General features: G+C 71.5%; 26 protein-coding genes. 20 read left to right on the forward strand and 6 right to left on the reverse strand.

What is annotated here, in order from left to right; translation table 11 throughout:
* Window positions 1-34 precede the first annotated feature (34 nt).
* From IE262_RS16020 to IE262_RS16045, 6 genes are all read left to right on the forward strand, one after another.
* On the forward strand, window positions 35-1,387 hold the full coding sequence (locus IE262_RS16020; protein WP_189874330.1) for a M20 family metallopeptidase: 1,353 nt from the start codon (window positions 35-37) through the stop codon (window positions 1,385-1,387).
* A complete protein-coding gene (locus tag IE262_RS16025) occupies window positions 1,384-2,334 on the forward strand; it encodes a DODA-type extradiol aromatic ring-opening family dioxygenase (protein WP_134037282.1) in 951 nt (316 codons plus the stop codon). The genes IE262_RS16020 and IE262_RS16025 overlap by 4 nt, the downstream gene beginning before the upstream one ends.
* A gap of 53 nt (window positions 2,335-2,387) precedes the next feature.
* Window positions 2,388-3,245, forward strand: coding sequence for an alpha/beta fold hydrolase (locus tag IE262_RS16030; RefSeq protein ID WP_134037285.1), 858 nt, complete (start codon window positions 2,388-2,390; stop codon window positions 3,243-3,245).
* A 250-nt stretch (window positions 3,246-3,495) separates the two neighbouring features.
* On the forward strand, window positions 3,496-4,221 hold the full coding sequence (locus IE262_RS16035) for an IclR family transcriptional regulator (RefSeq protein WP_189874332.1): 726 nt from the start codon (window positions 3,496-3,498) through the stop codon (window positions 4,219-4,221).
* Window positions 4,218-4,763, forward strand: a complete 546-nt coding sequence (locus tag IE262_RS16040) for an FAS1-like dehydratase domain-containing protein (RefSeq protein ID WP_189874334.1) — start codon at window positions 4,218-4,220, stop codon at window positions 4,761-4,763. The genes IE262_RS16035 and IE262_RS16040 overlap by 4 nt, the downstream gene beginning before the upstream one ends.
* Complete coding sequence (locus IE262_RS16045; protein ID WP_134037291.1) at window positions 4,760-5,221, forward strand: hotdog family protein; 462 nt, start codon at window positions 4,760-4,762, stop codon at window positions 5,219-5,221. Before IE262_RS16040 ends, IE262_RS16045 begins: the two co-directional genes overlap by 4 nt.
* Here IE262_RS16045 and IE262_RS16050 read toward each other — a convergent pair.
* Window positions 5,157-6,164: an ABC transporter substrate-binding protein gene (locus tag IE262_RS16050; RefSeq protein ID WP_189874336.1), complete on the reverse strand. Its 1,008-nt coding sequence runs from the start codon at window positions 6,162-6,164 to the stop codon at window positions 5,157-5,159. The two genes, IE262_RS16045 and IE262_RS16050, sit on opposite strands and share 65 nt — an antisense overlap.
* Window positions 6,165-6,311: 147 nt before the next feature.
* Here IE262_RS16050 and IE262_RS16055 point away from each other — a divergent pair, with 147 nt between their 5' ends.
* Genes IE262_RS16055 through IE262_RS16085 form a run of 7 tightly spaced genes read left to right on the forward strand, consistent with a single transcriptional unit; the run spans window position 6,312 to window position 12,388 of the window.
* Window positions 6,312-7,337 carry an NAD(P)/FAD-dependent oxidoreductase gene (locus IE262_RS16055; RefSeq protein ID WP_189874338.1) on the forward strand — a complete coding sequence of 342 codons (1,026 nt, stop codon included), beginning with the start codon at window positions 6,312-6,314 and terminating at the stop codon, window positions 7,335-7,337.
* Window position 7,338: 1 nt separating this feature from the next.
* Window positions 7,339-7,665: a ferredoxin gene (gene fdxA / locus IE262_RS16060; protein WP_152859486.1), complete on the forward strand. Its 327-nt coding sequence runs from the start codon at window positions 7,339-7,341 to the stop codon at window positions 7,663-7,665.
* Window positions 7,662-8,546: a 2-keto-4-pentenoate hydratase gene (gene mhpD / locus IE262_RS16065; protein ID WP_189874340.1), complete on the forward strand. Its 885-nt coding sequence runs from the start codon at window positions 7,662-7,664 to the stop codon at window positions 8,544-8,546. The genes fdxA and mhpD overlap by 4 nt, the downstream gene beginning before the upstream one ends.
* Window positions 8,543-9,487, forward strand: coding sequence for an acetaldehyde dehydrogenase (acetylating) (locus IE262_RS16070; RefSeq protein ID WP_134037306.1), 945 nt, complete (start codon window positions 8,543-8,545; stop codon window positions 9,485-9,487). The genes mhpD and IE262_RS16070 overlap by 4 nt, the downstream gene beginning before the upstream one ends.
* Window positions 9,484-10,500, forward strand: coding sequence for a 4-hydroxy-2-oxovalerate aldolase (dmpG, locus tag IE262_RS16075; protein WP_189874342.1), 1,017 nt, complete (start codon window positions 9,484-9,486; stop codon window positions 10,498-10,500). The genes IE262_RS16070 and dmpG overlap by 4 nt, the downstream gene beginning before the upstream one ends.
* The gene (locus tag IE262_RS16080; protein WP_189874344.1) at window positions 10,497-11,591 is read left to right on the forward strand and encodes an LLM class flavin-dependent oxidoreductase; all 1,095 of its coding nucleotides are present in this window, start codon (window positions 10,497-10,499) and stop codon (window positions 11,589-11,591) included. The genes dmpG and IE262_RS16080 overlap by 4 nt, the downstream gene beginning before the upstream one ends.
* Complete coding sequence (locus tag IE262_RS16085; protein WP_189874346.1) at window positions 11,588-12,388, forward strand: alpha/beta fold hydrolase; 801 nt, start codon at window positions 11,588-11,590, stop codon at window positions 12,386-12,388. Before IE262_RS16080 ends, IE262_RS16085 begins: the two co-directional genes overlap by 4 nt.
* 41 nt (window positions 12,389-12,429) lie before the next feature.
* Here the strand turns inward: IE262_RS16085 and IE262_RS16090 are convergent, their stop codons facing one another.
* Both IE262_RS16090 and IE262_RS16095 read right to left on the reverse strand, forming a co-directional pair.
* Window positions 12,430-14,007, reverse strand: a complete 1,578-nt coding sequence (locus IE262_RS16090) for an AbgT family transporter (protein ID WP_134037318.1) — start codon at window positions 14,005-14,007, stop codon at window positions 12,430-12,432.
* Window positions 14,007-15,299, reverse strand: coding sequence for a metal-dependent hydrolase family protein (locus tag IE262_RS16095; protein WP_134037321.1), 1,293 nt, complete (start codon window positions 15,297-15,299; stop codon window positions 14,007-14,009). Before IE262_RS16095 ends, IE262_RS16090 begins: the two co-directional genes overlap by 1 nt.
* Before the next feature lie 157 nt (window positions 15,300-15,456).
* Between IE262_RS16095 and IE262_RS16100 the strand changes: the two genes are divergently transcribed.
* Window positions 15,457-16,560, forward strand: a complete 1,104-nt coding sequence (locus IE262_RS16100; RefSeq protein ID WP_134037324.1) for an Lrp/AsnC family transcriptional regulator — start codon at window positions 15,457-15,459, stop codon at window positions 16,558-16,560.
* Window positions 16,561-16,611: 51 nt separating this feature from the next.
* On the opposite strand, the gene IE262_RS16105 is transcribed toward IE262_RS16100, so the two are convergent.
* The 3 genes from IE262_RS16105 to IE262_RS16115 form a co-directional block, all read right to left on the reverse strand.
* Window positions 16,612-17,376, reverse strand: coding sequence for an SDR family NAD(P)-dependent oxidoreductase (locus IE262_RS16105; protein WP_189874348.1), 765 nt, complete (start codon window positions 17,374-17,376; stop codon window positions 16,612-16,614).
* Window positions 17,377-17,512: 136 nt separating this feature from the next.
* Window positions 17,513-18,040 carry an NUDIX hydrolase family protein gene (locus tag IE262_RS16110; RefSeq protein WP_134037821.1) on the reverse strand — a complete coding sequence of 176 codons (528 nt, stop codon included), beginning with the start codon at window positions 18,038-18,040 and terminating at the stop codon, window positions 17,513-17,515.
* Window positions 18,041-18,187: 147 nt separating this feature from the next.
* Entirely contained in the window at window positions 18,188-18,571 is a 384-nt protein-coding gene (locus tag IE262_RS16115) for a DUF6223 family protein (RefSeq protein ID WP_189874350.1), read from the reverse strand.
* A gap of 248 nt (window positions 18,572-18,819) precedes the next feature.
* On the opposite strand from IE262_RS16115, the gene IE262_RS16120 reads away from it, so the two are divergent.
* The 6 genes from IE262_RS16120 (at window position 18,820) to IE262_RS16145 (ending at window position 24,725) form a co-directional block, all read left to right on the forward strand.
* A complete protein-coding gene (locus tag IE262_RS16120) occupies window positions 18,820-19,935 on the forward strand; it encodes a sensor histidine kinase (RefSeq protein WP_134037333.1) in 1,116 nt (371 codons plus the stop codon).
* The gene (locus IE262_RS16125) at window positions 19,932-20,594 is read left to right on the forward strand and encodes a response regulator (RefSeq protein ID WP_134037336.1); all 663 of its coding nucleotides are present in this window, start codon (window positions 19,932-19,934) and stop codon (window positions 20,592-20,594) included. Before IE262_RS16120 ends, IE262_RS16125 begins: the two co-directional genes overlap by 4 nt.
* A gap of 114 nt (window positions 20,595-20,708) precedes the next feature.
* Window positions 20,709-21,365, forward strand: coding sequence for a helix-turn-helix domain-containing protein (locus IE262_RS16130; RefSeq protein WP_189874352.1), 657 nt, complete (start codon window positions 20,709-20,711; stop codon window positions 21,363-21,365).
* Window positions 21,366-21,409: 44 nt separating this feature from the next.
* Entirely contained in the window at window positions 21,410-22,744 is a 1,335-nt protein-coding gene (locus tag IE262_RS16135) for a M24 family metallopeptidase (protein WP_189874354.1), read from the forward strand.
* On the forward strand, window positions 22,744-23,727 hold the full coding sequence (locus tag IE262_RS16140) for a thiamine pyrophosphate-dependent dehydrogenase E1 component subunit alpha (protein WP_189874356.1): 984 nt from the start codon (window positions 22,744-22,746) through the stop codon (window positions 23,725-23,727). Before IE262_RS16135 ends, IE262_RS16140 begins: the two co-directional genes overlap by 1 nt.
* A complete protein-coding gene (locus IE262_RS16145) occupies window positions 23,715-24,725 on the forward strand; it encodes an alpha-ketoacid dehydrogenase subunit beta (protein ID WP_189874358.1) in 1,011 nt (336 codons plus the stop codon). The genes IE262_RS16140 and IE262_RS16145 overlap by 13 nt, the downstream gene beginning before the upstream one ends.
* Window positions 24,726-24,741 lie beyond the last annotated feature (16 nt).

Raw genomic sequence — 24,741 nt, forward strand, 5'->3', positions numbered from 1 at the left:
GTACGACGATGACCCAGGTCCACAGGATCAACCAGTGAACGACCACACGGCGTCCGGTCTGACAGGCCTCGACGACCGGCGGAGGGCCTGGGCCGAGGAGGCATGGCGGCACGTCACCGGCGACCGGCTGCGAGAGCTGATCATCGGGCTCGTCGACATCCCGAGCCCGACCGGCGACGAAGGCCCCCTCGCGGCCCATATCGCCGGCACGCTCGCCGCCTCCGGATGCTCCGCCACCGTGCAGCCGCTCGACGACCGGCAGGCCAACGCCTGGGCCCGGCTCGACGGCGACGGAACCGGCCCCGACCTCATGCTCTACGCGCCCATCGACACCCTGACCGTGGGCGAGGAGAACGAGGACCTCCCGTGGATCGGGCCGGAACTGCGGGACGACATGCGGCCGCGGGCCACCGTCTACGACGACCTGGTCACCGGACTCGGCGCCTCCAACCCCAAGGGCCACGCGGCGTGCGTGATGATGGCCGCCGAGGCCATCGCCCTCGCGGGCATCCCGCTCACCGGCGATCTCGTCGCCGCGTTCGGCGCGGGCGGCATGCCCACCAACGCCCGGCCGGGCGGCACCCGGTACAACACCGGCCAGGGCGTGGGCTGTTCGTTCCTGCTGGAGCAGGGCGTGTGGACCGACTACGCGGTGATCGCCAAACCCGGCTGGACGGTCTCCCACGACGAGGTCGGCCTCGTCTGGTTCGAGATCACCGTCCACGGCACCCACACCTACGTCGGCTCGCGGCACCGGCTCCCTTACAACAACGCCATCGCCCGTGCCGGAGAGGTGGCCCGGCACCTGGAGGAGTGGTTCGTCGAGTACGCCGACCGGCACACCGGCGGCACGGTCGCACCCCAGGGCATCGTCTCCTCCGTACACGGCGGCTGGCCCCGCATGGCGGCCGTCACCCCGGCCGTCTGCACCCTGATGGTGGACCTGCGCATCGCGCCCGACACCACACCGATGCAGGCCAGGCGGGAGTTCTCGGCCGCGCTGGACGCCCTGCGCGCCAAGGTGCCAGGCCTCGACGTCACCGCCCGGATGGTGCTGGCCATTCCCGGGACGCGCACCGACCCGCACAGCTGGGTCTGCCGCAGCGCGACAGCGGGCTGGGAGGCCTTCGAAGGGCGCGGGCACGAGGTGATCCGCGGCAACAGCGGTGCCACCGACGCCAACATCCTGCGCGGCCGTGGCATCCCCACCGTCCGGGTCGGGATGCCGAAGGTCGCCGACGCGGAGGCACCGTTCCAGATCGACTTCGCCCGCGGGATGAACACCGTCTCCGTACGGGCCATGGAGCGGCTGACGCGCCATCTGATCCGCACGGCCGTCGACACCGTCACCCGCACGCGCGCCGAGGTGGAGGGAGAGACGTCATGACGTCGACCGAGATCGTCCTGGGCGTGGGTGCCTCGCACAGCACGCTGATGAACACCCACTGGGAGGAGACCCTCCACAAGGACCGCGCCGAGCGTTTCCGCGACGCGCTGAAGGAGGCGCGCGACGAGCTCGCCGCGGCCCGCCCCGACACCGTGATCCTCGTCGGCTCCAACCACTTCCGCGGCTTCTGGCTGGACCTCATCCCCGCCTTCACCCTCGGCGTCGGTGAGTGCGTCGCCAGCGGGGAGTCCGGCACCCCGAAGGGACCGCAGCCCGTGGACGTGCCGCTCGCCCGGCATATCGCGGGCGCCCTCGTGGAGGGCGGCCGCTTCGATCCCGCGTACTCGGCCAGGCTGCAGATCGACCACGGCCAGTCGCACGCCATCCAGTACCTCCTCGACGGCCTCGACGTGGAGATCGTCCCCCTCGTCGTCAACGTGTTCGCCCCTCCGCTGCCCACCCTCGAACGCTGCGAGGAACTGGGCCGTGCGATCCGGGAGGCGGTCCTGGCGTTCCCCGGAGAACGCCGTGTCGCGGTGATCGGCTCCGGAGGGCTCTCGCACCGGCTGCCCTGGCCGGACTGGCGCGATCCGCACGGCGACGACGAGGAGTTCATGGTCGGCGCCTGGCTCAACGGCCGGGACAACTGGCAGGACTACGACGCCCGCCGCCGCGAGATCATCCGCGCCGCCGAGGCCGCGCTCAACCCCGGCTTCGACGACGAGTTCCTCTCCCTCGTCGAGAAGGGCGAGACCCACCGCATCACCCGGTTCACCACCGAGGAGCTGGAGAAGACGGCGGGCAACGGCGCACAGGAAGTACGCACGTGGCTGCTCATGGCGGCCCTGCTCGACCACGTGCCCGGCCGGCGCCTCGCCTACGAGCCGATGCCCGAGTGGCTCACCGGGATGGGCGTCGCCGTCCTGAACCCCGCTGAACCTCGCTGAACCCCGCACAGACGCACAGACGCACAGACGCACACCGGAAGTGAAAGGCAGCCATGAGTATCTGGACCGAACTGATCGGCGTCGACTACCGGCACGCCTACGTGGAGACCGGCGGCTTCCGGACCCGTGCCCTGCAGGCCGGACCCGAGGACGGCGAGCACGTGGTGTTCCTGCACGGTACGACCGGCCATCTGGAGGCCTTCGTACGGAACATCCCGGCGCATGCCGAGCGCTACCGCTGCCACGCCATCGACATGCTGGGCCACGGCTACACCGGCAAGCCGGACCGCCCCGGTGAGATCCCCGCGTACGTCGAGCACCTGATGTCCTATCTGGACGCCGTCGGCGCCGAGCGCGTCCACCTGGTCGGCGAGTCGCTGGGCGGCTGGGTCTCGTCCTGGGCCGCGAGCGAGTACCCGGACCGCGTCGCCTCCCTCCAACTGCTGTGCATGGGCGGCACGAAGATCAACCCGAAGGTGATGGAACGGCTGAAGAACTCGACGCGGGCCGCCGCGCTGGAGGACGACGTGTCCTTCACCCGCGAGCGGCTCAAGCTGCTGTGGGCTCAGTGGGACGAGGACCTCGGCGAGGAGCTGACGCAGGTCCGCTACGGCATCTACCACCACCCCGACTTCCAGGCCAACCTGCACAACCTGCTGGCCCTCCAGGAACCGGAGGCGCGTGAGCGCAATCTGCTCCGGCCGGACCGGATGGCGCGGATCAAGGCGCCGACGCTGGTGGTCTGGGGCAACAAGAACCCGCTCGGCGACGTCCCGGAGGCGGAGGCCATCGCCGCCGCCATTCCCGGCGCCCGCCTGGAGGTCTTCAACGAGTGCGGGCACTGGCCGCAGCACGAGAAGGCCGACCTGTACAACCCGCTGAGCCTGGCGTTCCTCGCCGAGGCACGGTAGCCGGGGGCCGGGCAGTGGCCCGGTCACCCCGGTCACCCCTGTCACTCCGAATTAACAGCACGACGCATGGCCTGATCGAGCCATGCATGGTTCCGTGGAGGGCCAGATTCAGCCACAGACCGCGTTCTGAGGAAGGCAACGGATTGATCGGGAGGTTCTTCACATGAGCGTCACCTCGGTTGGCCGCGCCGACGTTCCACCCCTCGTACCCGACCCACCCGACGACTCCGTCCCCTGCATCGTGTCACCGATGAACTCGGTCCTCGGCAAGGTCAGACCCATTCTGGAGGCGTTCACTCCCGAGGACGACGCTCTCTCCCTCGCCGAGCTGGTGCGCCGCACGGGCGTCGCCAAGGCCACCGTGCACCGGCTCGCGCAGGAACTCGTGGTGTGGGGGCTGCTGGAGCGGTCGGGCTGTGACTACCGGCTCGGGCTGCGGCTGTTCGAGATGGGCCAGCGGGTCCACCGGCAGCGCATCCTGCGTGAGGTGGCCCAGCCGTACATGGAGGACCTTCTGCTCGCCACCCAGGAGACCATCCACTTCGCCATCCACGACAGCCTGGACGTGGTGTACCTGGAGAAGATCTTCCCCCACCGAGGGCTGAACGAGGAGTCCCGGGTGGCGGGCCGGCTGCCGCTGTACTGCACGGCCACCGGCAAGGCGATCCTCGCCTTCTCCCCGAGCACGCTCTTCGTCGACGTGGTCAGGAACGGTCTGAAGCCGTTCACCCGGCACACGGTCACCTCACCGGGCCGGCTGCGGGCCCAGCTGGAACGGATCCGGGCGGAGGGCATCGCGACCGAGGCCGAGGAGATCCGCCTCGGGTACACGAGCATGGCCGTGCCGGTCTTCGGCAGCCGGTCCACACTCGTCGGCGCGCTCTCCATCACGGCGCCCACCTATCGCATGGATCCCACCGGGCACGCCGGCGCGCTGCGCGCCGCCGCCCTCGGGATCAGCCGGTCACTGCGGTGAGCGCGGTCCTTCAGGCGGTGCTCACCCGGGCCCGGAAACTGATCGGGCAGTGGGAGAGCGAGGACTGCGGCGTCCTCGCCGTGAAGGACTTCTGCCGCTACGCAGCGGCCCTGGGCGACCTCGACTACATCCGCACGGCCCGTGCACAGGAGGCGGCCCGGGAACCCGTCGTCGCTCCCGCCCTGTTCCTCGCCGGGACGCTGAGCTGGGAGGACGGCCCGGCTGAGGACGAGCTGAGCCCGGACGGGCTGGCCGCGCGCGACTCGCCCTGCACGGACGGCCTGCCGGTACGGCAGGTGCACGGAGGCCAGTCGGTCCGGCTGGGCCGGTCCCCGGTCTCGGGGATGCGGGTCACCGCGGCCCGGTCGCTCGTCTCGGCCGACCACCGGCACGGCCGGTCGGGTGAGTTCGTGTTGCTCGGCGTCACCACCCGATTCACCTCGCAGGACGGAGCCGAACTGATGGCGGTGGACGAGACGATCGTCGTCCTGGACGGTGTCCCGGACGACACGGTCAAGGAGCCGAAGGGGGCCGGCGTATGACGGCGACCGTCCCCGTCGCAGGGCAGCCCTGCACGCCGCGCACCTACTCCCACAGCAGGGTGCAGCTCTTCCGGTTCAGCGCCGTGTCCTGGAACTCCCACCGCATCCACTACGACGCCGGGTACGCGGCCCTGGAGGGCTTCCCGGACGTGGTGGTGCAGTCCACGCTGCACGGCGAGACCCTCAGCCGGTACGCGCTGGAGTGGGCCGGACCCGGCGCCGCCCTGGAGTCGGTGAGCTGGCGCAACCGGGCCACCGCCGTGGCCGGTGAGCGGCTCACCTGGTCCGCGACGGTGCGCACGGTCGAGCCCTGCGACGGGGGCGCCCGGGTGACGCTGGACGTCGCCGTCCACAAGGACGACGGCGTCCCCTGCGTCACCGGGCACGTCGGACTCACCTGGCGTGCTGCTCGTACCAGCCCCTCAGCAGGGTCGTCCCCAGCTCCGGCGACTTCTTGATCAGCTTCTGCTCGACCAGGAAGCCGGCGATCTTCTCGGACTCGGTGACATCCGTGTCGTCGATGCCGCGGGCGGCGAAGGTGATCTCCGGCAGCACCTTCGCCGTCTGGTCCGCGGGCAGTTTGACCTGCTGTTCGGAGGCCTTCGCCGCGGCGGCGGGATCGTCGGTGACGAGCTTGTCCGCCTCGGCGACCACCTTGAAGACCTTGCCCGCGACGTCTTCGTTGTCCTTCAGCCAGCTCTGGTCGGCCAGCAGCCACTGCACGTACTTCACCCCGAAGTCACCGATGCGCCCCGCGATGTGGCCGCCCGCCGCGTCACCCCGGGCCGCCCACGGCTCGAAGAGGACGTAGGCGTCGATCGAGCCCTGCTCCAGCATGCCCGGGATCTCGGGCGGTGAACTCTCCAGGATCTTCACGGACTTCGGGTCGATGCCGTTGTGTTTCAGGTACTGGTGCGTCGCGTAGAGGCCGAGGCCGCCGATCGACGCCATCGTCCTGATCTGCTGCGGAGAGTCGATGCCGTCGCGCAGGACGACCTTGAGGTAGCGGTCGGAGGACTGGAAGATGCCCAGGGCCCGCAGTCCGGGGTTGGCGACCATCAGTGGCAGCGCTGTGGAGTCGGCGTTGGCCGCGATCTGCGCCGTGCCCGCGGTGACCGCCTGAGAGGCCGCGGGACCGCCCTCGGTCTTCACGAGTTCGACATTGACGCCCGCCTTCTTGAACATGCCGCGCTCCACGGCGAGGTAGAAGGGCGCGTAGGAGGCGTCCACCCCGAGGGCGAGCCGGACGGTCGGCTGCCCCGCGGACGACACACCCGTCGAATCCGTGCTGCCCGCCGTACAGGCCGTGGTGAGGACCAGCGCCGCGCAGGCGGCGGTCAGAGCGAGACTCCTGGTCCCGAGGCCCCTTGTCCTGAGGCGGGACCTGTCGTTTGTGTGCATCTGCATCCTCCCAGGGCGGGGAATGGTGAGCGGGGGGTGCTGGACCGCCGACCCTCCCAGTGCCGGCCCGCCGGGCATAAGCGGAGCGTCCTGCTCACCGGAACGAACTCATTGGGCGGTACCGGAGCCCTCCCTAGCCTCCGGAGCATGAGCGTTCTTTCCGACATGCCGGTGACCGAGGACGAGTCGTCGCGCCGGATCGAGACCGACGTCCTGATCATCGGCGCCGGGCCCGCGGGCCTCTACGGCACCTACTACGCGGGTTTCCGCGGGCTTCGGGTCGCGGTCATGGACGTACTGCCCCAGTGCGGCGGCCAGATCAGCGCGATGTACCCCGAGAAACCCATCTTCGACATCGCCGGGCTCCCCTCGGTGCGCGGCCGTGACCTGGTGGACAACCTGGTCGCGCAGGCCGAACCGTACGGGCCGGTCTACCTCCTCGGCGAGCGTGCGGCCGAACTGTCCCACGACGCGGACGGCCGGCCCGTCGTCCGCAGCGACCAGGGGACCGAGGTCCACGCCGGGGCCGTGGTGATCACTGGGGGAGTGGGCACGTTCACCCCCCGGCCGCTGCCGGCGGGCGAGGCCTTCCTCGGCCGCGGCCAGATCTACTTCGTGGCGCAGCCCGCCGACCACACCGACCGGGACGTGGTGATCGTCGGCGGCGGCGACAGCGCCTTCGACTGGGCGGTGACCCTCGCCCCCGTGGCCCGGTCCGTCACGCTCGTGCACCGCACCGACCGGTTCCGCGCCCACCGCGCCACCGTGGAGAAGGCGCGCGACCTCGGCATCGAGATCCTCGCCGACTCCGAGGTGAGCGCCCTGCACGGCACCTCGCACCTGGAACACGTGGAGATCCGGCACCGGCTCGACCGGACCACCCGCCTGCTGCCCGCACAGACCGTCGTCGCGGCCCTCGGCTTCAAGGCCGACCTCGGCCCGCTCCAGCACTGGGGCCTGACGCTGCGGGCACGCCGTATCGCCGTCGACACCCGGATGGCCACCAACATCCCCCGCGTCTACGCCGCGGGCGACATCACCGACTACCCGGGCAAGGTGCGCCTCATCTCCGTCGGCTTCGGCGAGGTCGCCACCGCGGTCAACAACGCCGCCACCGTCATCGACCCGGAGGCCCAGCTGTTCCCCGGGCACTCCACCGAGAAGGAGAACTGAGATGGCCTACGTCATCGGGTCGGCCTGCGTCGACATCATGGACCGGTCCTGTGTCGAGGAATGCCCGGTCGACTGCATCTACGAAGGTGCCCGCAAGCTCTACATCAACCCCACCGAGTGCATCGACTGCGGCGCCTGCGAGATCGCCTGCCCCGAGCAGGCCATCACGGTCGACCGGAAGGCGGACCCCGGACACCGCGAGGACAACAAGCAGTTCTTCGAGGTGGTCCTGCCCGGCCGGAGCGAGCCGCTCGGGACGCCGGGCGGCGCGAGCGGAGTCGGCCGCGTCGACGCCGACTCCCCGCTGATCGCGAAGGTGGGCGCATGACGGCCCGCGAGGTACCCAGGACCGGTCCCGACGTGGCCAATACCGGTCCCGACGTGGTCAAGGCCGCTCCCGACGTGCTCAAGACCGCTCCCGACGTGGTCAAGGCCGCCGACATCCTGGCCGAGGCCACCCGCACGGGCAGGGCCTGCCCTCCCGTACGCCCCCTGCTCCCCGACGGCGACATCGACGCCGCGTACGCGGTGCAGCGCGTCAACGTCGACCGGGGGCTCGCCGCCGGACGGCGGATCGTCGGCCGCAAGATCGGGCTCACCTCCCCCGCCGTGCAGCGGCAACTCAGCGTGGACCAGCCCGACTTCGGGGCGCTCTTCGCCGACATGGCGGTCCCGGAGTCAGGTGTGGTGGCCGCCGGGCGGCTGCTCCAGCCCAAGGTGGAGGCGGAGATCGCGCTCGTCCTCGGCGCCGATCTGCCGCACGCCGAGTGCACGGTGGCCGACGTGCTGCGGGCGGTCGACTTCGCGCTGCCCGCGCTGGAGATCGTGGACAGCCGGATCGAGGGCTGGGACATCCGCCTCGTCGACACCGTCGCCGACAACGCCTCCAGCGGACTGTTCGTGCTCGGCGGCACGCCCGTGCCCCTGTCGGGCCTGGACCTGCGCGGTGTCCGGATGACGATGACCCGGGGCGGCGAGGCCGTGTCCGAGGGCACCGGCGCCGACTGCCTCGGCAGCCCGCTCAATGCCGCGGCCTGGCTCGCCTCCACGGTGGCCGGCAGGGGCGATCCCCTGCGGGCCGGAGACCTGGTGCTCACGGGGGCGCTCGGGCCCATGGCGGTCGCCGCCCCCGGTGACCGGTTCGAGGCACGGATCAGCCAACTGGGCCGGGTGGCGGTCGAGTTCGCAGCGGAAGGAGAGGGACTGTGAGTACCCGCACCAAGGTGGCCGTCATCGGCTCCGGCAACATCGGCACCGACCTCATGATCAAGGTGCTGCGGCTGTCGAAGAGCCTGGAGATGGCGGCGATGGCCGGGATCGACCCGGACTCCGACGGACTGGCGCGCGCACGGCGCCTGAAGGTCGCCACCACCCACAGGGGCGTCGAAGGGCTCGTCGAGCTGGACGAGTTCGCCGACGTCGGCATCGTCTTCGACGCGACCTCGGCGGGTGCCCACCGTCACCACGAGGAGGTACTGCGCCCGCTGGGCCGCACCCTCGTCGACCTGACCCCGGCCGCCATCGGCCCCTATGTCATCCCCCCGGTCAACGGCGACGCCCACCTGGACGCACCGAACGTCAACATGGTCACGTGCGGCGGGCAGGCCACGATCCCGATCGTCGCCGCCGTCTCGGCGGTGACCCCGGTGCACTACGGCGAGATCGTCGCCTCCATCGCCTCGCGCTCCGCCGGACCCGGCACACGGGCGAACATCGACGAGTTCACCGAGACCACCGCCCGCGCCATCGAGCAGGTCGGCGGTGCCGCCCGGGGCAAGGCGATCATCGTCCTCAACCCGGCCGAACCCCCGCTGATCATGCGGGACACCGTGCACTGCCTGGTCTCGGAGTGCGACGAGGAGGCCGTCACCGCCTCCGTCGAGACCATGGTCGGCCGGGTCCAGGCATACGTGCCCGGCTACCGGCTCAAGCAGAAGGTGCAGTTCGACCGGATCGCGGCCGACGACCCGCTCCGAGCCCTGGTCCCCGCCGCCACCGACGCGTTGAGGGTGTCGGTGTTCCTGGAGGTCGAGGGCGCCGCCCACTACCTGCCCGCCTACGCCGGAAACCTCGACATCATGACCTCGGCCGCGCTGCGTACCGCCGAACGCCTGGCCGCCCACGACACCCGGCAGGGGGCCACCGCATGACCGCCGAACTGTACGTCCAGGACGTCACCCTGCGCGACGGCATGCACGCCATCCGGCACCGCTACACCGTCGAGCAGGCCCGCACCATCGCCGCCGCCCTCGACACCGCAGGCGTCCGCGCCATCGAGATCGCCCACGGCGACGGCCTGTCCGGCTCCAGCATCACCTACGGCGTCGGCGCCCACACCGACTGGGAGTGGATCGAGGCCGTCACCGAGGCCGTGCACCGGGCCACCCCCACCACCCTGCTGCTGCCCGGCATCGGCACCCTGCACGACCTCAAGCAGGCCCACACCCTCGGCATCCGCTCGGTACGCATAGCCACCCACTGCACCGAGGCCGACATCGCCGCCCAGCACATCGCCGCCGCACGGGAGTTGGGCATGGACGTCGCCGGGTTCCTGATGATGTCCCACCTGGCCGAACCCGCCGAACTGGCCCGCCAGGCCCACCTGATGGAGTCCTACGGCGCCCACTGCGTGTACGTCACCGACTCCGGCGGCCGGCTCACCATGGACGGCGTACGCGACCGCTTCCGCGCCTACCGCGACGTCCTGTCCCCCGACACGGAGCTGGGCATCCACGCCCACCACAACCTCGGCCTCGGCGTGGCCAACAGCGTCGTCGCCGTCGAGGAGGGCGTCACCCGCATCGACGCCTCGCTGGCAGGACAGGGCGCGGGGGCGGGGAACTGCCCGCTGGAGGCGTTCGTCGCGGTCGCCGACCTGATGGGCTGGGCGCACGGCTGCGACCTGTTCCCGCTCATGGACGCCGCCGACGACCTCGTACGCCCCCTCCAGGACCGCCCCGTACGCGTCGACCGCGAGACCCTCACCCTCGGCTACGCGGGCGTGTACTCCAGCTTCCTGCGCCACGCCGAGACCGCCGCCGCCCGCTACGGCCTCGACACCCGCACCATCCTCGTCGAGGTTGGCCGGCGCGGCATGGTCGGCGGCCAGGAAGACATGATCACCGACATCGCGCTCGACCTGGTGGGGGAGGGGCGGGCATGACGACGCCAGAGACCACCCCCCTCCGGGTCGGCGTCCGCGTCCCGCCCTGCGACCGCGCGGACCGTGTGGTCGAGACCGTACGGCGAGCGGAGCGGCTCGGCTTCGACGACGTCTGGTTCCCCGATTCCCAACTGCTGTGGCGGGACGTGTTCACCACCCTGACCGCCGCCGCCCTGGGCACCGAGCGGATCGGTCTCGGCACCGCGGTCACCAACCTGGCGACCCGGCACCCGGCCGTCGTCGCCTCGGCCTCCCGCAGTGTGGCGGAACTCGCCCCCGGTCGTTTCACTCTCGGCCTCGGCGTGGGCAACAGCTCCGTCGGACCGATCGGCCTGCGGCAGACCACCTCGGCGGCGATGCGTGAGGGGCTCGGCATGCTGCGCGCCCTGCTCGACGGCCGCGAGTGGGAATTCTCGGTCTCCGAGAACACGGTCCGCTCGCGGCTGCGTGATCCACGCCCCGAGGTTCCGCTGCACCTGGCCGCGAGCGGGCCGAAGAACCTGCGGCTCGCCGGAGAGGTCGCCGACGGTGTGATCCTCCTCAGCGGGGTCTCACCGAGGACCCTTCAAGGAGCGACCGCGCGGGTGCGTGAGGGCGCCGAGGCGGCGGGCCGGAACGCCGGCACCATCCCCCTGACCGTCTCCGCGTACTGCGCGGTGACCGACGACATCGAGGCCGAGGCCCGCCGGATCAAGCCCATCTGCGCGTCGATCGCGCAGAACGGCGGTGCGCCCTTCCTCGCCCTCGCCGGAATCGACGTCCAGGTGCCCGCCACGATCGGCGGGGTCTACCCGGACCTCGTGCACGCGGAGGACTGGGACGCGGCCGTCGACATCTGCTCGGCATGGATCAGCGACGAGGCGGCCGTCCGGTTCGCCGAGGAGTTCTGCCTGTTCGGCACCGCCGAGCACATCACCGAACGGCTGCGCGCCCTGCACACCACCGGCGTCACCGGAGTGTTCCTCCAGCACGTCGGCTCCTACGACCCTCCCACCGACCTGATCGAGGCCGTCGGCACCTTGGTGCTGCCGGCGTTGCCCCGGACCACTGAGTTGTCCCGGACCACTGAAGCGAAGGCGGAGCACCGATGACGGACACCGTGCACAAGGGCTATGCCCCCAGCCCCTTCGGGCAGTTGCACTACGCGGAATGCGGCGGCGCGGGCGACGAGCCCGTGCTCATGCTCCACCAGACCCCGCGCTCGTGGACCGAGTACCTCCAGGTGCTGCCGCGCGTCGGCACCGCACGCCGCGCCATCGCCATGGACACCCTGGGCTTCGGCGCCTCCGCGAAGCCCGACGGACCCCACTCGATCGAGCGTTTCGCCGACGGCGCCGAGGCGCTGGCCGACGCACTCGGACTGGAACGCTTCCACCTCGTCGGCCACCACACGGGCGGCGTGATCGCCGTCGAACTCGCCGCGCGCCTGGGGGACCGGGTGGCGAGCCTCCTGCTCTCCGCCACACCCTTCATCGACGAGGAGAAGCGGCGCACGGCGGGGGAGCGCAAGCAGATCGACCACGTCGACCCGAAGCCCGACGGCTCGCACCTGCTGGAGCTGTGGAACCGGCGCCGCGACTTCTACGCGAGCGGGGAGGAGGCCGCCCTCACCCGGTTCATGGTCGACGCACTGACTGTCCTGGACCGGGTGGAGGAGGGCCATGTGGCGGTGCGGCAGTACGCGATGGACCAGCGGCTGCCCCGCGTCACCGCCCGCACCCTCGCCGTCTGCGCCCCCGGCGACCACTACTCCCTGCCCGCCCTGGAGAGGTTCGCCGCGGCTCTCGGCTGCGAGACCCGCGTCCTGTCCGGGGGCCACGTCCCCGTCCCCGAGCAGCTGCCCGAGGAGTTCGCCGAGGTCGTGCTGGAATGGTCCGCCCAGACCTGAACCGGGCCCGGGCGGACCGACTCCCGTCACATCAGGTTCCGTCACTTCAGGCCGATATGCGCACCGGGCCCGAGCGGCAGATCGAACCCGTAGAAGATCCCCAGGATCGCCAGCCACACCACGAGGAACGGCACCGTGAAGATCGACAGCCGGGCGATGAGCGTGCCCAGCCGCGCCTCCGGCTCATAGCGGCGCAGCAGCGCCAGGAGCAGGAAGACATACGGGTTCATCGGCGTGATGATGCCGGTGGCCGAGTCGCCGATACGGAAGGCTGCCTGGCTGAGGGCCGGGCTCATACCGAGGAGCATGAACGCCGGGACGAACACGGGCCCGACCAGCGACCACAGTGCGGACCCGGACACGATGAACAGGTTCAGACAGGCCGCCAGGAGGACGAACGCCACCAGCGCCCAGAAGCCGGTCAGGCCGATGGAGTCGAGGCCCGCCGCAGCCTTCACGGCGAGCAGGATGCCCACGTTGGACCAGTTGAACAGGGCGATGACCTGCGCGGCGACGAACATGAGGACGATGTAGCCGGCCATGTTCTTCACGGAGTCGGACATGGCCGTGACCACGCCCTCCGAGCCCGACAACGCCTTCACCGTGAAGCCGTAGGTGAGCCCCGCCAGCAGGAACGCTCCGAACAGCACCGGAACGATGCCGGTGAGCAGTGGCGAGGGCACGAGCGCCCCGCCCTCGCCACGCAGCGGGGCGCCCTCGGGCAGCCACAGGGACAGCACGGCGCCCGCGTAGAGGACGACGACGAGGGCCGTGAGCAGCAGTCCGCGGCGCTGGACCGGAGTGAGAGTGAGGTCCTGCTCGGGCTCGTCCTCGGCGGCCGTGGACGCGTCGTACGTGCCCAGGCGCGGTTCGAGGACGCGGCTGATGAGGAAGCCGCCGAGCAGGCCGAGGACGAGGCTGCTGGCCGCGGTGAAGTAGTAGTTGACGAGCAGGTGCAGATCGAGGCCCTGGGCGGCCGGCAGGACCGCGGCCGCCTGCTGGGTGATGCCGATGTACAGGGCGTCCAGCGAACCGATGGTGAACCCTGCCGCATAGCCCGCGCCGACGCACGCGAAACCGCCGATCAGCCCCGCTACGGGATGCCGTCCGGCGCTCTTGAAGACCACGGCGGCCAGCGGCGGCAGCACGATCGCGGCGACATCGCTGATCATGTGCGCCTGGCAGGCGATCACAGCCACCAGGTACGGCAGCACCGCGCGCGGCGCACGGGCCAGCGTGGCCCGCATGACGGTCTCCAGGAGCCCGGCCTTCTCCGCGACACCCACCGCCATGATCATCAGCAGCACGGCGGCGATGGGCGGGAACGTGGCGAAGTTGGTGACCAGGTTCTCCGTCAGCCAGCGCATACCCTCGCCGGTGAACAGCCCGGTGACGGCCTTCGTCTCGTCGGTGCCGGGGACAGTGACGGTCACGTCGGCCAGCGCGAGCGCGGTGGAGATGACCGCCAGGATCACGAACAGGCCGGTGAACAGGACGATCGGGTTGGGCAGTGCGTTGCCCAACCGCTCGATCACCGCGAGCACGCGGTCGATGCCGGTCGGCCGTTCGGAGTCGGGGGACTTTCTGCCGGGAGCTGGGAGGTCGGTCAGTGAGGACATCAGGGCCGCCTTCCGGTCGGTGCCGCTGGGAGCAGAAGGTCTTTCCGGACGACGCCGTCCTGGATGACACAGACGATGTTCGCGGGATCGCCGAGGACGCCGATGTCCGCGAGAGGATCGCCGTCGCAGACGACGAGGTCTCCGGTGCGGCCGGCGGCGAGGGTGCCCAACCGGTCGGCGACACCGAGGAGCTCGGCGGAGGTACGGGTTCCGGCGACGATGGCGGCCATGGGGTCCATGCCGAGGTCTACGAGGTAGCTGAGTTCCATCAGGTTCACGCCGTGCGGGCCGACGGCGGCGTCGGTGCCGAGCGCGATCCGTGCACCGTACTCGATGGCCCGGCCGATGTTCTCCTTGGTGACACCGGACCAGCGGGTCTTCTTCTGGTAGTGGTAGTCCGGCATGGTGTCCTTGTTGATGCCCGCGTACACGGTGGACAGCGTCGGCACGACGAAGGTGCCCTGCTCACCCGCCATGTCCAGGGCCCGCACGTCGAGCCCGTAGCCGTGCTCGATGCTGGTGACGCCGGCGCGGAGGGCGTTGAGGATGCCGGCGTTGCCCTGTGCGTGGGCGGCGACCGGCTTGCCGCCGTGGCGGCGGGCCTCGTCGACGACGGCCCGGATCTCCTCCTCCAGCAGGCCCTCGTCGTCGGGATCGTCGTAAGGGCTGCCCATGCCGCCGGTGGCGCAGACCTTCACCAGGTCGGCGCCGTCGCGCAGCACCCGGCGCACGGCCAGCCGGGCCGCGTCGGTGCTGTCGGCGATCTCCGACATCCCGGCGCTCAGATCGGTGCCGTCGGGCAGACGGACATCGGCATGCCCGCCGGTGTGGCTAAGGATCCGCACGGCCGTGTGCAGCCTCGGCCCCACGACCCGGCCGCTCTCGACGGCCGTACGGAAGCCCGCCGACAGACCCCCCAGGTCACGGGCGGTGGTGATGCCCGCGTCCAGGGTCTGCCGCAGCCGGGCGGCCGTGTCCAGGGTGACCAGGACGGGGTCGAGCTCCGCACGGCGGCTGGGCGGCGAGCCCTGCGCGTAGGCGAGGTGGACATGGCAGTCGAAGAAGCCGGGCAGGACGGTGCGACCGGCGGCGTCGACGACGCGGGTACCGGCCGCGTCCTCGGTCTCCGCGGGCGCCGTCGTGGCGGGACCGGCGTAGGTGATGGTTCCCTGGGCATCGATGGTGACGACAGCGTCGTCGACGGGGGCCGCGCCCGTGCCGTCGATGAGCCGGGCGTTGCGGACCCGCAGAGCGGTCCGGGGGCCCTCCTGCGTCGTGACATGCGTCGTCATGGGGGTCCTGGGGGTCATAGGGGTGCGGTCACTCCTCCGTGTCGGAAAACTCGTTGTCGGCAACAGAGGAAGGGAGTGTGGAATGCGGAAGAAAACCTGGTGTGACAGTGCAGCTTTCTCGCCGGATTCCCTCGACGCGCGCAGAGAAGCGCCGCCCATGAGAGTGCAGGAATGTGCCGCCGGTGGCCGGATCACGGCGGCAGCCGCCGACGAAGCCGCCATGGATCTCGACGAACTCGACCGGGGGATCGTCCACGCCCTGCAGATCCACCCCCGTGCCCCGTGGACGCTCGTGGGCGAGGTGCTCGGCGTCAACCCGGTGACCGCGGCGCGGCGTTGGCACCGGCTTCAGGAGGCGGGCCTGGCGTGGGTGACCGCCTACCCCCAGCTGTCCAACACACGGATCGTGGTGACCGGGGTGGTCGAGGTGGACACCGAGCCCGGCGTCGCCGAGGACGTGGCCGGCGCCCTCGCGGCGAACCCGTCGGTGGCGAACATCAAGCTGACGGCGGGCGGCCGGGACCTGGTGGCCGCCGTACAGGCCCGCAGCCTGGACGAGCTGGCCCGCTTCTCCACGCTGCTGTTCCAGCGGACACCAGGGGTACGGGCGACGCGTACGCACGTGTCGACCGGCGTCCCGACCGAGGGCAGCCGATGGCGGCTGCGCAGCCTGGACGATGCCCAGAGCGCACGTATCGAGGCGGCGGTCCCTCCTGCGTACGAGGCCGCACCCGCGGTGGAGGCCCGCGGGGACACGCTGGACGCGCACCTGCTGGCACTGCTGAGCATGGACGGGCGCATGTCGCTGCGCGACCTGTCGGCGGCGACCGGAGCGAGCCTGACCACGGTGCGCCGCCGACTGCAGTCGATGCTCGCCTCCCGGCTCGTCCTGCGCTGCGACCTGGCCCGCCCGCTCTCGGGCTGGCCCCTGTCCGCCGTGTACTTCGCCTCCGTACCGGGTCAGTACGTGGAGGAGACGAGCCGGGTGCTGTCCGGGGTCCGTGAGGTCCGCTCGTGCGCGATCACGGCGGGCCCGCACAACCTGGTCATCGACGTCTGGCTGCGCGACCTGCGGGACGTGCACGCCTTCGAGGCCCATCTGTCGCGCAAGCTGCCGCGCCTCACCGTCTCCGACCGCTCGGTGGTGCTGCGCACCGTCAAGCACATGGGGCGCCTGCTCGACCACGACGGCCGCTGCGTCGGGGTCGTACCGCTCCGGTATCCGGAGGGACCTCGGCCGGCTGTCGCACCCGTCACCTGAGCGGTCCCCTGCGGGGCGGGCCGGGGCAGGAGCCTCGGCGGCAGATCGGAATCAGACGGCGGACCAGCCGTTGTCGACGGGCAGGACGGCGCCGCTGATGTTGCTCGCGGCCGGGGAGGCGAGGAAGACGATGGCGGCGGCCTGCTCCTCGGGCTCGGCGAAACGGCCGGCGACGGCCTGGTAGGGGCGGAGCGTGGCCGCACCCCGGGTCGAGAGGTCCACGCCGTCGATGATGTGGGTCGCGGTGCCGCCGGGGGCGATGGCGTTGGCCCGTATGCCCTGCTCGCGGTACATGACGGCGAGACTCTTCACCAGGCCGACGACGCCGTGCTTGGAGGCGGTGTACGCGGCACCGGCTGCCCCGCCGCGCAGACCGGCCTCCGAGGCGGTGAACACGATGGAGCCGGCGCCCGCGGCCAGCATGTGCGGCAGGACCGCGCGGGTGAGGAGTACGGGCGCGGTCAGGTTGACGCGCAGGACGCGCTCCCACTCCGCGTCGTCGGTCTCGCCGAGGGTGGACATACGGTCCATGATCCCGGCGTTGTTCACCAGGACGTCCACGCCGCCCAGGGCCTCGACGGCCCGCCCGGCGACCGTGTCCACCACCGCCTGGTCGCTCAGATCGCCGACGACGGCCAGGGCGACGCCCCCGGACTTCCCGATGTCCTCGACGGTCGCCTCGGCACCCTCCCGGTTGAGGTCCGCGACCAGGACCTTCGCACCCTCCTCGGCGAACCTCAGGGCCGTCGCCCGGCCGATGCCGGACGCCGCTCCGGTGACCACGACACCACGTCCTTCAAGTCCCGCGCTGCTCATTGACGCTCCTTCTGCCGAGGGGGCACGACCCCGGTACCGGGGGTACGGACGAAAGGTCAGCGCTTCAGGGTGCGAAGGGGTGCTTCCGGTTGTACAGAGCGGCGTCGGCCATACCGCGTTCGCCGCCCGCCCCGGTTCAGGGCAGGCAGCCCACGTGGGCGAGGGCCTGCTTGAGGAGGACTCCCTGACCGCCCGGCATCTCGTTCTGCACCAAGGGGTCCGCGGCCTCCTGGGGGCTGAACCAGACCAGGTCGAGGGCGTCCTGACGGGGGCGGCAGTCACCGGTCACCGGCACGATGTAGGCGAGCGCCACCGCATGCTGACGGGGATCGTGGAAAGGAGTGATCCCCTGCGTCGGGAAGTACTCGGCGACGGTGAAGGGCTGGAGGGAGGCCGGGACCAGGGGCAGGGCCACCGGGCCGAGGTCCTTCTCCAGGTGGCGCAGCAGGGCGTCGCGGACCCGCTCGTGGTGCAGCACCCGGCCCGAGACGAGGGTACGGCTGACCGTCCCGTCCGGCCCGATGCGGAGCAGCAGTCCGATGCTGGTGACTTCGCCGCTGTCGTCGACTCGTACGGGCACGGCCTCGACGTACAGGATCGGCATCTGGGCGCGGGCCTGTTCGAGGTCGTCGTGGCTCAGCCAACCCGGCGTGGTTTCGGTCATGTCAGACATTGAATGATCGTACTTTCACCGCGTCCCGCTTTTCGCGCACACCGCTCCAGGTCACACATGACCCGCACCGGCTGTGCTATCGCCGTTCGGCGCGGGTTCGACAAGATCGCCCCTTCGTGCGAATCGCGTCCCCTCCGTTCAGCCGGCGCGGCGGGAGCGGGCCAGAGCCAGCGCGCCGAGGACCACGGCGGTCAGCCCCACCACCAGGGCCACGATGGCCCCGCCCAGCCCGTTGCCGGTGCCGATACCGCCGTCGGAGGTGGCCACGACCAGCCCGCCGAGGGCCAGGCCGATCAGCCCCGCCACCAGGGCCACGAGGGCACCCCTCCGCTCGGAGCCGATACCGATACGGCCGGCGGAGCGGGCCAGAACCAGCACACCGACGACCAGGCCGGCCAACCCGGCCAGCGCGGCCACGAGGGCCCCGATCCGGCCGGAGCTCATGGCGTACACGCCGGCGGCGGCCGGCTGGGCCGAGACGTACGCGACCGCCGGTGCGGCAAGCACGGATGCGACTGACATGAGGCGTTCCTTCTTCCTTCTCCCGGGACCGGATGTCCGGACTGGCCGTCCGACTGGACGTCGCCTGATGGTGTCCGCCGGACCCACCGCCGGTCATCCGGCGGGCGCGGTCAATCGTCGCTGCCGCCGCTGCCGCATCCGGCTGCCGCGGCCGCCGCAGGAGCCGCGAAGGTACCGCGTGCGCGGTAGTCGGCCGCTCATCCCCGCGCGGGATCCGCCCGCCGGCGGCATCCGGCTAAGGTGCGCGCATGAGCAGGGGGCGGATCGGTGTCGGAGAGTGGGCGGTCGCCGTCGGTGTGGCGGTGATCCTGCTGGTCACCGGGCTGTCCGGGGAGCGCTCCGCCACGAGCCTCGATCTGCTCGGCTATGCGCTGTTGGCGGTCGGGGGACTGGGGCTGGCCGCGCGCCGCCGGGCTCCGGTGGTGGTCCTGGCCGTCACCGGGCTGTGCGCGGTGGGTTACCAGGCGGCGGGCTTCGACGTGCCTGCCGTCGCCTACCTGTTCGCGGTGTACGCGGCGGTACGGGCGGGACATCGCACCGCCACGGTGGCGGCGAGCGTGACCATGCTGGTCGTTCTCCCCCTCGCCGCCCTGGCCTCGGGCCTGCACGACACGGGTGAGGCGTTCGCGAGGGCCCGAGGCGCCCTCGAACTGGCGTGGCTGATCGCCGCCGGCGCCGCGGGCGAGGCGCTGCGGCAGGCCGAGCGGCGGGCGGACGAAGCCGAGCGCACCCGGGAGGAGACCGCGCGGCGCCGCGCCGACGAGGAACGGCTGCGTATCGCACGGGAGTTGCACGACTCGCTCACCCATCAGATCTCGATCATCAAGGTGCAGTCCGAAGTCGCCGTCCACGTCGCCCGCAGGCGTGGCGAACCGGTGCCGGAGGCCCTGCTGGCGATCCAGGAGGCCGGACGTGAGGCGACCCGGGAGTTGCGCGCGACCCTGGAGGCGCTGCGTGACGACGACACGACGCCGCCGCGTGGGCTCGACCACCTCCCGGAACTGGTCGAACGGGCCCGTGCCGTCGGTCTGGACGCGACGCTGACGATCGAGGGACAACGGCGTCGCGTGCCCGCCGCGGTGGACCGCACCGTCTACCGGATCGTTCAGGAGTCGCTCACCAACATCGCCCGCCACGCGGACGCCGCCACGGCGTCGGTCCGCGTCGACTGCCGTCCGGACGCCCTCGCGATACGCGTCGACGACGACGGCAGGGCGACGCCGGACACCGCCCCGACGCCCGGCGTCGGACTGCTCGGCATGCGCGAACGCGTCACCGCTCTCGGCGGCCGGCTGCGCGCCGAACCGCGCGACGAGGGCGGCTTCACCGTCCAGGCCGAACTCCCCGTGGACCAGACGTCATGATCCGTGTCCTGCTGGTCGACGACCAGCCGCTCCTGCGCAGCGGATTCCGCGCGCTCCTCGACCTCGAAGACGACATCGAGGTGGTCGCCGAGGCCGCCGACGGGAAGGAGGGCCTGGCGCTGGCCAGAGAACACCTGCCCGACATCGCTCTCATCGACATCCAGATGCCGGTCGTCGACGGCATCGAGGCCACCCGCTGCATCGCCGCGGACCCGGCCCTGGCCGGGGTGCGCGTCGTCATCCTGACCAACTACGGTTTCGACGAGTACGTGTTCCACGCGCTGCGGGCCGGAGCCGCCGGGTTCCTCGTCAAGGACATCGTGCCGGAAGACCTCCTCCACGCCGTACGCGTCGCCGCGCGAGGCGACGCCCTGCTCGCGCCGTCGATCACCCGCAAGCTGATCGACAGGTACGTCACGCAGCCGATCGGCACCGGCACCGACACAGGACTTCAAGAGCTGACCAACCGTGAACGGGAGGCCGTCGCCCTGGTCGCGCAGGGCCTGTCCAACGACCAGATCGCCGACCGCATGGTGATCAGCCCGATGACCGCGAAGACCCACATCAACCGGGCCATGACCAAGCTCCGGGCCCGTGACCGCGCCCAACTCGTGGTCCTCGCCTACGAGTCCGGCCTCGTGGTCCCGCGCAACCGCTGACGTCCACGGCCCGGGGGAGCACAGGGGCAGTCACGCAGACCATTCGGTGGGTGCCCCGGCCCGTCCTCGTGTTCAATGGAGCTGTACGGCGTAGGCCTGCCGAGAGGAGTCGCCGTGTCCCCAGCGGTCGTGCCGCACCTCGGGGCGCGCATCCGGCAGGCACGCGTGGAGCGCGGGATGAGCCTGCGGGCGCTGGCCCGCGAGATCGGGGTGTCGGCGAGCCTCGTGTCGCAGATCGAGACCGGCAAGAGCCAGCCGTCGGTCAGCACCCTGTACGCGATCACGACCGCGCTCTCCCTGTCCGTGGAGGCGCTCTTCGACACACGGGACACCGTCCCGGCGGCTCCCCCGGCCCCCACGGCGGCGGCCTCCGCCCTGCCCCCGACCGTGCTCCACGCGCTGGCCGCCTTCGCCGCCGACCCCGGCCGCCGCATCGGGCCGCTGGTCGGAGCAGGAGAGCGGGAGACGCTGGAGCTGGACTCGGGGGTCGTATGGGAACGTCTCGGCCATGTTCCGGGCACGGACGTGGACTTCCTGCTCGTCACCTACCGACCGGGCGGCTCGTCCTCCGGCTCCGGTGGGCTGATGCGGCACGCGGGCACCGAGTACGGCTATCTGACCTCCGGTGAACTCGTCCTCACGCTCGGCTTCGAGGAGTTCACCGTGCGCCCCGGCGACGCGGTCTGCTTCGAGTCGACGACCCCGCACCGCTATCGCAACGACGGTGACGAACCCGCCGTCGGCGTCTGGTTCGTGTTCAGTACCACTTGACACTTCCTCCGTGCGGTCGTTCACTCCGGGTGGGGGTGGTCGCCATGGCGATCCGTACGTTCGGACCCAATGCCGTCGACTGGGAAGAGCGCATCGACCTGAACCGGCTGCGCACGGAGCGCCTGTCCCGGCTGCACAGCGCGCTGAACGACTCCTCGCTCGGAGCCGTGCTCAGCTTCGACTTCGCCAACATCCGCTACATGTCCGCGACCCATATCGGCACCTGGGCCATGGACAAGCTCATCCGCTTCGCACTGCTGGTGCGCGGTGGCCGGCCCATCGTGTGGGACTTCGGCTCCGCCGCCCGCCACCACCAGCTCCACAACCCCTGGCTGGACCACGGCGACGGCACGGAGGGCCCGCCGAGCGGCGCCCGCGCGGGCATCTCCACGCTCCGGGGAGCCTTCCACCCGGACGCCGGCATCGCCGAGGACGTCGCCGCCAAGATCGCCGCCGAGCTGCGCGAACACGGCCTGGCGAACGAGCCGTTGGGCGTCGACCTCGTCGAGATGCCGATCCTCATGGCACTGCGCGCCGAGGGCATCGACGTCGTCGACGGCCAGCAGGTCTTCCTCGCCGCGCGCCGCACCAAGACCCGCGACGAGATCTCCCTGCTCACCCAGGCCTGCGCGATGGTCGACGCCGCCTACGAGGAGCTGTACGGCTTCCTGCGCCCCGGCGTCCGCGAGAACGAGTGCGTCGGGCTGGTCAGCAAGGTTCTGTACGACCTGGGCAGTGAGTACGTGGAAGGGGTCAACGCGATCTCCGGGGAGCGCTGTTCACCGCACCCGCACGTCTACAGCGACCGCCTGATCCGCCCCGGCGACCCCGCCTTCTTCGACATCCTGCACAGCCACCTCGGCTACCGCACCTGCTACTACCGCACGTTCGCCGTCGGCAGCGCCTCCACCGCACAGCGCGACGCGTACGTCCGCTGCCGTGAGTACATGGACCAGGCCCTCGCCCTGGTGCGGCCGGGCGCCACCACCGCCGACATCGTCCAGGTGTGGCCGCGTGCCGAGGAGTTCGGGTTCCCCGACGAGACGGCGGCCTTCGCCCTCCAGTACGGCCACGGGGTGGGCCTGTCGATCTGGGAGAAGCCCGTCTTCAGCCGTCTCGTCTCCCTGGACCATCCCGAAGTCCTCGAAGAGGGCATGGTGTTCGCGCTGGAGACGTACTGGCCCGCCGCCGACGGCTGGTCGGCGGCGCGCATCGAGGAGGAGGTCGTCGTCACCGCCGACGGCTGCGAGGTCATCACCCGGTTCCCGGCGGAGGAACTCCTGGTCGCGGGCCGCAGGTACTGGACGGTCGGCGGCGCGCTCAACACCCGCCGCGAAACCCAGTCCCACCTCAACACCCTGGGCGACGGGGGCACCTGATGAGGACTCAGGTACGGGAACTCCTCGCGCTGTACGAGCAGATGGTCCTGGTGCGGCGGACGGAGAAGGCCGCCCACGACCTGTTCCTGTCCGGACTGGTGAAGGGCACCACGCACCTGGCCGCCGGGCACGAGGCGATCGCGGTCGGGGCGAGCGCGGCCCTGCGCGACGACGACTATGTGTTCGCCACCTACCGGGGCCACCACCACGCCCTCGCCCGCGGCGCGACGCCGCAGGAGTGCCTCGCCGAACTCATGAGCAGGGCCACCGGGCTGTGCCGGGCCAAGGGCGGCTCCATGCACCTCACGAAGGCCGCGACGGGCATGCTCGGCTCGTACGCCATCGTGGGCGCCCACCTCCCGATGGCCGTCGGCGCGGCCTGGTCGGCCCGGCTGCGGGGGACCGGCCAGGTCGCCGTGGCGTTCTTCGGGGACGGCGCCACCAACATCGGCGCCTTCCACGAGGCGCTCAACCTGGCGGCGGTGTGGAAGCTGCCGGTGCTGTTCGTCTGCGAGAACAACCTGTACATGGAGTACACGCCCATCGCCGACGTCACCGCGGTCGCGCGGCCGGCGGCCGACCGGGCGTCCGCCTACGGCATCCCGGGCGAGGTCGTCGACGGCAACGACGTCGTGCTCGTCCGGGAGGCGGTGTTCCGGCTGGCGGAGCGGGCCCGGACAGGAGACGGGCCCGCTCTGCTGGAAGCCGAGACCTACCGCCACTTCGGGCACAGCCGGGCCGACCCCGCGACGTACCGGCCGGCCGAGGAGGTCGAACGGTGGCTGGGGCGCGACCCGCTGGACATCGCACGCGGACGGCTCACCGAGCTGGGGGTGCCCGCGGGGACGCTCGCCGACGCGGACGAACGCGCACGTGACGTCGTACAGCGGGCTGTCGACGCCGCGAAGGCCGCGCCGGGCCCCGATCCGCGTGAGGCGCTGACCGACGTGTGGGCGGACGGAGGAGCGGAATGGCGGACGTGATCGACGGCCGGCCGGTCACCGAGCGGCAGATCACCTACCGGGAGGCGGTCGCCGAGGGCATCGCACGCGAGATGCGGCGGGACCCGGCGGTCGTGTGCCTCGGCGAGGACATCGGAGCCGCGGGCGGGGTGTTCAAGACGACGGTCGGGCTGCGAGAGGAGTTCGGGCCCGAGCGGGTGTGGGACACGCCCATCTCCGAACAGGCGATCGTGGGCGCCGCGATGGGGGCCGCGATGACCGGGATGCGCCCGGTGGCCGAGATCATGTTCTCCGACTTCCTCGCCTGCTGCTGGGACTACCTCGCCAACGAGATCCCCAAGGTGCGCTACATGACCGGTGGCCAGGTCACCGTGCCGCTCGTGGTGCGCACCGCGAACGGCGGCGGGCTCGGCTTCGGCGCCCAGCACTCGCAGGCCACGGAGAACTGGGCGCTCACCATCCCCGGCCTGAAGATCGCCGCACCGTCCACGCCCGCCGACGTGATCGGCATGATGGCCGCGGCGATCCGCAGCGACGACCCGGTGGTCTTCTTCGAGCACAAGGGACTCCTGGCGTCCAAGGGCGCGCCCCCGCCGCCGGAGCACGTCGTCGAGCTGGGCCGCGCCGCCGTGGTCCGCGAAGGCGGTGACGTCACGCTCGTCGCCCTCGCCTCGATGGTGCCGGTCGCGGTGCGGGCCGCCGGCATCCTGGCCGGGGAGGGCATCGAGGCGGAGGTCGTGGACCTGCGCTGTCTGGTGCCCCTGGACATGAGCACCGTACTCGCCTCACTCGCCCGCACCTCGCGGCTCGTCACCGTCGAGGAGAACCCGTACCAGGGCGGCTGGGGCGGCACGCTCGTCTCGGTCGTCGCCGACGAGGGGTTCGGCCTGCTCGACGCGCCGGTCAGGCGGGTGGCGGGGGAGTGCGTCCCGCTGCCGTTCGCCGACGCACTGGAGGAGCGGGTGATCCCCACCGTCGACAAGGTCGTGGCGACCGTCCGCGCTCTGGCAGCGTACTGACCCCCGACCGCTGCCA

This window comes from Streptomyces bluensis, from assembly GCF_014650715.1.
GTDB lineage: Bacteria > Actinomycetota > Actinomycetes > Streptomycetales > Streptomycetaceae > Streptomyces > Streptomyces bluensis.